Here is a 7,399-nt window from a genome sequence, read left to right as displayed (position 1 = left end):
GCCACCTGCTCCATCTCTGCATAAGACGCACCGAAATCGGCCATCGTCCACACCTCCGCAAATCGAAAGAACCGGACCCCTCCGGCCCGAATAACACCACCCTACGCGGCACCCACAAACACCGTCGATGGGGACAACTCCCCATCACCGACCCGTCCCCCACCGGATGGCGGAACAAAGCCGCAGTCGCTCACACCGAGCCCGGAACCGTCTCCGGCATCGCCTGCTCCCACGCAACGGTGGAGATCATCAGATCGCTGAGCAGTGTCATGCCCTGAATCGCTTCGTCGGAGATCCCGCCACCGTCTGGCGTGAGGATGGTCGTCGTGAACACCAGCGCGCGCGTGCGGTCGGTCTCCGGCACCGGCAGGGCGTACGTGATCGTTCGTCCGGTCACCTGTTCGAGCTCCGCGCCACGGGGCGCCTGGGCCGCCGGGCCCTCCCACCGCACGACATGCTTGGCATCCTCGAGGAAGCTCGCTCCACGCAGCCGGAACGCATCCGTGATCCAGGCGTCGAGATTGCGGCCACCCTCGCCATCGACCGCCGACGCCGTGATCGACATCGGCAGGAGTTCGTCGGCTTCGACATCCTCCTGCCGGTAGATCGCGAACACCTTCGCCCGCGTCATGCCCTGACGCACACGGGCCATCATCGCCCGATACTGTGCCTCGAGATCGGGGCGTCCGGCTTGGCGGAACAGCTCCGATGCACGCGCGAGGTCAGCCTTCTCGGTTGCCGTCGACGCAGCCCTTCGATGCCACCCCGGCGGCAGCGCGATTCGGAACGGGGGGATGCCGTACCGCAGCTCCACACGAAGATCGTTCATCTCCCCATCCTCACAGGAAAAGCCCCCGAGACGGCATCATGCGATGACGGCGTCGGGGAGCACGATGCCTTCGACGAGGGCCAGCAGCTCACCCTCGAGCTGGGCGAGCACCGGAAGCGTGGTGGCCATGACGTTGGCGGCGATGAGCACACCGTGCACGTGGAGCAGCAGATCCCACTGGGCGACCAGCAGTGCACTCGAGTCTTGAGCCTGCACTCCGGCGGTGCGGCGGATCAGAACTCCTGAGCCATGCGTATCCGACTCGATGGCGATCCCGTCGGGCGCGGTCGCTCCCGGATTCTCGGTCACACGCTGGACGATCTCTCTCGCCGAGTCCCCTTCGGCGTCGGTCACCACAAGGCTCACCAGCACATCGCTGTAGAACCCGGGCGGAGCGAACCACAGGCGCATCACGAACGGCTCGGCCATGCTCAGGAGTGCCTCGGCGGTCACCGTCAGACCCTGGCGGTCACCTTCGGTCAGCGGTGCCGACGCCGCGTAGTGCTCGAGAACCTCCCCGATCCACATCGGCCCGCGCTCCGGATCGGCGGCGAGCTCCTCCGCCGAGGGAAGGGGGATGAACAACGCGGCGTCGTAGTTCAGATCCCACCCGGATTCCGACAGTGACTCGCCCATCTCAGAACAGCCCATTGATGGCACCCGCGGGCGAGAGGGCGCCGGAAGGGCGTCCTCCCGTCGCCGACACACCGCGGTCGATCCACTTGTAGACGTTGAAGACCTGCTCGAACGTCGTCGGTGCTCCGCCGACGACGTTCTGCAGCGCCGTCGGCAGCTGACTGAACAACTGGGTTCCCATGGCCTGCTTCGGCGCCGACCCGACAGCGTCCGTGAACGCGATCGTGAAGGAGCGCCCGGTACCGCCGACGAATCGGTCGAGCATCCCCTTCAACGAGAAAGGGCCGGTCATCTTGACGCCGGACACCCGACCGGCGAAAGCATCGAACTTCGGCAGCCAGTCGGCCCGCCATCCGCTGCGCGGGGCGAACTGGAGTCCCCGGAGACCCTTGACCTGTTGGAACGGCTTCGCGATGCCTTTGCCGATCTCCCCGAGGAATTTCAGCTGTCCGCCCTTCTTGAACAGCAGGCCGAGCTTGCCTATGGGGAGGATACCCACCACCGACCACAACAGGTCGCCGATGCCTTTGCGCCCGTCGAACATGAGAGCGACCGTGACGAGCAGCGACGCGACGGCGACGATCACGGCGAGCGCGGCAATGAAAGGGCCGCCGATGATCAGGCCGAGGACGGCGAGACCGAGTCCGACCCAGCTGAGCACTTCAGCGACGACGGCGAGGACGCCGGCGATGTTCTCCCAGGTGGAGTCCTCGCCGATCTTGTTGGCATCCTCGAGGTCGCTCACGGCCGTCTCGTAGGCGCCCTCCCACGTCTCGAAGACGCCGTCGTAGGCACGGAGGTTCTCGGCGTGCGTCTCCCTCGCCTGCGAGAGCGCGAGCGCCGCACTCGCAGCCGCCTGCTCGAGTCGGTCGCTCTGCTGCGCGCTCGCATCCTGCTCCTCGGGAGCGGGAGGGGCAGCGGCGACCTCGGTGCGGAAGCTGCTGAACGCGCCCTGTGCATCCGAAGCGTCACCTTGGGCCGACTGAACCGCACTCAAGGAGGTCTCGCAGTCCGAGACGATCGTGGCCATCTGCTGTTGCGCCGTCGACAGCGCGGTCGCGTAGCGACTGAGAACGGTCCCCGCCGGGCGATAGCGCTCGCCCGCCTCCTTGAGATCCTTGTGCGAGTCGTCCACGACCTCGCGGATCTTGTCCATGGCATAGCCCTTGCCGCGGATGCTGCCGTCGCCGATGCCGCGCAGGGTCGCGGCAGCGGACAACATGTCGTCAGCGAGATCGGAGATCTGCGTGGCTCTGGCGTCGATGTCGCCGGGGTTCCCGGCGATGACCTCGACCGTGCGCCCTCTGGTCGTCTGCATGTTGTTCTCCTAGACTGCCTGGGCAGCGCCGGGGCCCCGCCCCGCCGGCTGACTCGACGGGGAAGACGGCTCCATCTGGCTCGCGAGGTCGACGTCGGCCTGCTGCGTCTCGTCGATCGTTCCTTGCACGCGCTCGCTCACCGTGCGGAGCTTGCTGAGGAGTTTGTCCCGGCTGTCGTTCCAGCTGCCCTCGAACGAGTGGCAGCGGTCGCGCAGTCGCCCATCACCGGCGGGCCGACCGACCGCTTCTTGGACATCTCCCTGTCGCGCGCTGGCCGACTCGAACTCGGTGATGATCGAAGTGATCTGCTGTGACATCTCCTGCAGCTCGCTCATCGGAAGCAGCATCCCGTCGTTGCCCGCCATCAGTGGTCCTCCCTCGCCGGATTCGACGATAGCGGTCACCATGCCGCTCAGGCGATGGGGAGAAGTCCCCACACTCGATCAGCGTCTTTTCTCCTGCACGGTCTTGACGACGATCTGCATCGCATCGACACCCAAGGCCGTCAGCTGCGCCGCTCCGAGACCACGCTTCACGAAGCGCTTGGACTCCTTGCGGAACAACTCCCGGGGGTCACTGCCGAGCAGGGCGGCAGCCGCCTGCCAGCGGTCCAGAGAGACCCCGTCCAGCTCGCGGCGGTGGGCACGGCGGACCCGCGAAAGACGCCGGGCCGCCTGGCTCCGCTCGCGTGCGGCTTCGGCGAAGGGTTCATTCGAGCGCTTCTTGATCGCCGCCGCCTGGTTCTTCGCCGCGTCGCGGATGATCTCCGCCACCTCGACCGCGTAGCCCGGCAGGGGCCCGAGCACGCTCTTCTCCTCCGCGACCCAATCGGCCAGCGCTCGATCTCCACAGTCGAAGCAGAGCCTCGCAGGCGGCGTGCCGGTGGCGAGGTAGCCGCAGTCGCAACGGCGGCCCGAGATGCGGGACCTGTCCGTCTGATTCACTCGGCCACCTTATGGGATCGGAGGGTCTCACTGCCACTTGGCGGGCCGACGTCTCACACGGGCCGCCGTCGGGCGGGTGACGACGAAGAGGGCCGACCACCTGGTCGACCCTCTCCGTGAAACCGTGCCGTTCGTCAGCTGCCCGCGAGCTGCTGATCCAGATCCTGGATCGCACGCATCATGCCCAGCAGCGACTCCCCATCCAGGCGCACGATCAGTGCACCACTTCGATCGAGGTGAAGAGCGCCGAGATATCGTGCTGCGCCTCGTGGAGCGCACCGCCGTCATCGACGAACACATCGAGCATGAGCAGCATCCGCGCCGTCCGTCCGAGAAGGCGCCTCAGCGCGATGGTCGTGTCGTCGACCGGGACGAGCAGCACACAGTCCAGGGCCGTGTCGAACGCGGTTCCCTCGACCTCGGTGATGTTCTGGACCATTCCTCCCGCGCCGAGGAAGACAAAGGAATCGAGGGGCTGCTCGTGGAGCGACTCGTCGAGTTCGACGGCCGTCAGATGCGCGACCACGACCGATCCGCCGATCGAGGGGAGCCACCAGAAACGCTCCCGCACGCCGGGAAGCGGCGGCTCGGCGCGCACGAGAGTGAGCGCGCTCTCGGCGATCGCCGTGCGGACGGCCGCAGGCGCGTCGGCAACTGCTCTGTCATCTGCGACCTCGGCGGCCCAGGAGACGTCATCGACGAAGTCTCCCCACGGGAACTCGAGCGGAAGTGTCAGCCAGGCGGCTTGGTCTGGCAGCACCCGGTAGCCGGTCACGCACGCCACCGGAACGTCTCGACGACCGTGTCGCTGAGCTCGATCAGACCCTGCACCAGATCAGGTGCCGTGTCGTCGAGCGTGGTGATGGAGGTCGAGACGATCATGCCGCGACGGTCACGCGGGTTCGGAAGCGCGATGCCGTAGTCGATCTGCCGCCCGATCACCTCCGCGAGCTCGTCTGTGCCGCGGCGCTCGCTCTCGGTCCGCAGAATCCGACCGATCGACGTGTCGAAAGCTTCGACGGCCCCCTTCGCCATGTCGCGGAACGCCGACTCGAAATCGGCTCCGGGACGAGCGACGTATTGGATCAGCGCGAACGACATCGGCAGAGGTGTCGAGTCGTCCCCCATCGCGTCCGGAAGGTAGACCGCACCGACACTCCGCGCCTGCATCTGCTTCCATTGCTGGCTGATCAGCATCCGCGCCTCGACATCGAGATCGGGGCGACCGAGCGCTCGAATCTGCGACGACATCCGCATGATCAGGGCTTTTCGCCCCTCATCATCGATGAAGTACCGTGTCCATCCCGGCGGGAACAGGATGCTGAATCCGCCGGGCTCGTCTTCGGCCATCAGCTTTCCTGACCCGGGGTCCATATCGGGCGTCCTTCACGCTGACGAGCACGGTCATCTCGGACGGCGAGGATCAGCGCTGCGACCATCAGAACCACAGTGGCGGTCCCGTCGAGACCGGCCGCTACCCACCGCAGCGTAGCCTCGGTCGCCCCTTCCGAAGGGAGCATCCACGCGAACATCGCCGAGGACGCGGTGGCCGCACCCGTCGCCGCGAACGCTCCGCCCACTCGACCGGAATCGTTCACACGCGCCGTAGCGAGAACAGCGGCGGCCAGGATGAGACCGATGACGGACACGACGAGAGATAGCAGCCCTGGAAAAGAGAACAGGGGGTAGTCGATGGCAACGCCCCACATCGGCGCACGACCGGCGGCGATCTGTCCTCCGGTGAGAAGCAAAGACCCAACCAGATAGACGATCAGCGCCGCCGCCTGCATCATCCGCAGCAGGAGATACATCGTCGTGATCCGCTTGTGCACGGAGGCCCGAGGGGAGGTCATGAGAATCAAGCGTAGGCCGTCACCAGGGCGCCGTGATCGACCCGTAGACGTTCAGACTCGTGGATCCGAGCCAGTTCACCGCGTTCAGCCGCGATACCAGGCTGGAGGGGAAGTGCGACGCGGTCGCCGCGATGAACTGCTGCACGGCCGGATTCGTCCCCCACTGCGAGTTGTGCATCGTCGTGAGGAATCGCTGCATCTGCTGCACCTCGGGGCCGCCGTTGACGATCGTCCGCAACGGGTTGACGAAGAGACCCGGTCTGGGCAGGTTCGACATCGAACGGATAGGGGCTGCGAGCCACTGGAACGGCGTCGCCCAGGTGGACGGATGAAAGAGCCGCACGCGCGGCAGGCCCGCGCGGATCACCGAGGTGACGACACCCCGTCCGCCGCTGAGGACGGCACCGAGCGCAGGAACGCCCTTCGAGAGCACCCTCCCGATCCCGAACGGCAGCAGGCCGAGCGCGGCGAGCCCGACATCGCCCAGCGTCGCACGACCGTCGAGATACTTGAGCGCCGTGAGACCGAGGCTGAGGAGGGTGAGTCCGAGGAGTACCCCCGCCAGCAGGCCAGTGAACGGGGCGCCGATGATCAGCGCGACGATCGTGAGAACGATCAGGACGACGGAGATGACGGTGAGGAGGTCGTCGACGAATCCCCAGAATCCGTCGCCGTTGTCGGCCGTGTCCATGGCCTTCTGCACGCCCTCCACGGCATCGTCATACGCATCGGACCACGCCCCGAAGACATGGTCGAAACTGCGCCACTGGGCGTCGCGATCCGCCTTCGCTCCGGTGAGCGAGGTGTTCGCCGCGTCGACAGCACCGGACGCTGCTTCCTTGTCGGCCTGTGTCGGCTCGTCCTCCCACGGCCACTGATGCTCGATCGAGGCCTGGTTCCGGTCGGCGGTTTCCTTCTCATCGAGCGCGCTCTGATAGTCCCTCTCCGCGCGCTCGACCTCGTCGAGGTGAAGGTCGAGCCAGTTCTGCGCGGTCCTCAACGCATCCGCATAGGTACGCAGCGCCGTGCCCGTCCCCTCGTAGCGCACCGCAGCATCCGACAGGTCACTCGACGACTCCCGCGCCATGTCGCCGAGTTTGTCCGTGCCTTTGCTCTTGTGCACGCTGGAGTCACCGATCTCGGTGAGCAGCACCGCGGTCTCGGACATCGTGGCGGCGAGCTTCACGAATCCGTCGCCGTCATCCCAGATCACGGTCGGGTTCCCCTCAAGCGGTCGCAGTTCGTGCTGCGTGAACGGAGACCTCATCGTGGAGTGGCCTTTCCTACCGAGACGTCTGCGGTGCTCGTCGGGTTCTCGAATCCGTTCGCGGTCTCGGAGTCCCATTGCTCCCAACCATCGATGATCCCGGTCAGCTGCTTGAGGATCTCGTCGAGGTTCTTCTGCAGCTTGCCGCGGTTCGACTTCCAGTCGTCCTCGAAGTCGGAGACCTTCTGCCGCAGCTCGGAACGTCCGTCCGGCTTTCCGACGGCGCTCTCCAGCGCATCGTTGGTCTGAGCCGCCGATTCGAAGGCATCGACCGACGATGTCAGGCCGGTCTTCGTCAGTCGGAGCCGGTCCAGATCGAGCATGATGTCCATCGCGAACGTCCTCTCCAGCGGGGGTGGTGAGAAGGAGCCGACGGATCCCGTCGACCCCTTCCCGAGACCGTGTGTCAGCTACCGGCGAGCTGCTGATCCAGATCCTGGATCGCCCGCATCATGCCCAGCAGCGACTCCGACATGTCGTTGATGCCGTCGACCGCGGTCTTCAGACCCGTCGTCAACTCCGTGTACCCCTCACCGAACTTCCCCGACGCA

At 66.2% G+C, this 7,399-nt stretch carries 10 protein-coding genes; all 10 read right to left on the bottom strand.

What is annotated here, in order from left to right; translation table 11 throughout:
* Nucleotides 1-190: 190 nt before the first annotated feature.
* Nucleotides 191-829, bottom strand: coding sequence for a hypothetical protein (locus L978_RS17505; protein ID WP_047524677.1), 639 nt, complete (start codon nt 827-829; stop codon nt 191-193).
* Between the two features lie 36 nt (nt 830-865).
* Entirely contained in the window at nt 866-1,465 is a 600-nt protein-coding gene (locus L978_RS17500) for a hypothetical protein (RefSeq protein WP_047524675.1), read from the bottom strand.
* A 1-nt stretch (nt 1,466) separates the two neighbouring features.
* On the bottom strand, nt 1,467-2,783 hold the full coding sequence (locus L978_RS17495; RefSeq protein WP_047524673.1) for a putative T7SS-secreted protein: 1,317 nt from the start codon (nt 2,781-2,783) through the stop codon (nt 1,467-1,469).
* A 9-nt stretch (nt 2,784-2,792) separates the two neighbouring features.
* Complete coding sequence (locus tag L978_RS17490; protein WP_047524672.1) at nt 2,793-3,191, bottom strand: hypothetical protein; 399 nt, start codon at nt 3,189-3,191, stop codon at nt 2,793-2,795.
* 36 nt (nt 3,192-3,227) lie between these two features.
* Nucleotides 3,228-3,728, bottom strand: coding sequence for a hypothetical protein (locus L978_RS17485; RefSeq protein ID WP_134352899.1), 501 nt, complete (start codon nt 3,726-3,728; stop codon nt 3,228-3,230).
* A 214-nt stretch (nt 3,729-3,942) separates the two neighbouring features.
* The gene (locus tag L978_RS17480) at nt 3,943-4,503 is read right to left on the bottom strand and encodes a hypothetical protein (protein WP_156118323.1); all 561 of its coding nucleotides are present in this window, start codon (nt 4,501-4,503) and stop codon (nt 3,943-3,945) included.
* Entirely contained in the window at nt 4,500-5,078 is a 579-nt protein-coding gene (locus tag L978_RS17475) for a hypothetical protein (protein WP_047524668.1), read from the bottom strand. The genes L978_RS17480 and L978_RS17475 overlap by 4 nt, the downstream gene beginning before the upstream one ends.
* Nucleotides 5,078-5,581, bottom strand: a complete 504-nt coding sequence (locus L978_RS17470; RefSeq protein WP_047524667.1) for a hypothetical protein — start codon at nt 5,579-5,581, stop codon at nt 5,078-5,080. The genes L978_RS17475 and L978_RS17470 overlap by 1 nt, the downstream gene beginning before the upstream one ends.
* Nucleotides 5,582-5,600: 19 nt before the next feature.
* Nucleotides 5,601-6,848: a hypothetical protein gene (locus L978_RS17465; protein ID WP_047524665.1), complete on the bottom strand. Its 1,248-nt coding sequence runs from the start codon at nt 6,846-6,848 to the stop codon at nt 5,601-5,603.
* Entirely contained in the window at nt 6,845-7,180 is a 336-nt protein-coding gene (locus L978_RS17460) for a hypothetical protein (RefSeq protein ID WP_046746675.1), read from the bottom strand. The genes L978_RS17465 and L978_RS17460 overlap by 4 nt, the downstream gene beginning before the upstream one ends.
* Between the last annotated feature and the right edge of the window lie 219 nt (nt 7,181-7,399).

This window comes from Microbacterium sp. ZOR0019 (assembly GCF_000800925.1).
GTDB classification, from domain to species: Bacteria; Actinomycetota; Actinomycetes; order Actinomycetales; family Microbacteriaceae; genus Microbacterium; species Microbacterium aurugineum.
The sequence above is the reverse complement of the archived record's forward strand: the minus strand, read 5'-3'. Positions and strand labels throughout refer to the sequence as shown.

Bases quoted from the DNA above. Each gene is read 5' to 3' on its own strand.
- L978_RS17505 (WP_047524677.1), bottom strand. From the start codon at position 829: ATGAACGATCTTCGTGTGGAGCTGCGGTACGGCATCCCCCCGTTCCGA.
- L978_RS17500 (WP_047524675.1), bottom strand. From the start codon at position 1,465: ATGGGCGAGTCACTGTCGGAATCCGGGTGGGATCTGAACTACGACGCC.
- L978_RS17495 (WP_047524673.1), bottom strand. From the start codon at position 2,783: ATGCAGACGACCAGAGGGCGCACGGTCGAGGTCATCGCCGGGAACCCC.
- L978_RS17490 (WP_047524672.1), bottom strand. From the start codon at position 3,191: ATGGTGACCGCTATCGTCGAATCCGGCGAGGGAGGACCACTGATGGCG.
- L978_RS17475 (WP_047524668.1), bottom strand. From the start codon at position 5,078: ATGGCCGAAGACGAGCCCGGCGGATTCAGCATCCTGTTCCCGCCGGGA.
- L978_RS17470 (WP_047524667.1), bottom strand. From the start codon at position 5,581: ATGACCTCCCCTCGGGCCTCCGTGCACAAGCGGATCACGACGATGTAT.
- L978_RS17465 (WP_047524665.1), bottom strand. From the start codon at position 6,848: ATGAGGTCTCCGTTCACGCAGCACGAACTGCGACCGCTTGAGGGGAAC.
- L978_RS17460 (WP_046746675.1), bottom strand. From the start codon at position 7,180: ATGGACATCATGCTCGATCTGGACCGGCTCCGACTGACGAAGACCGGC.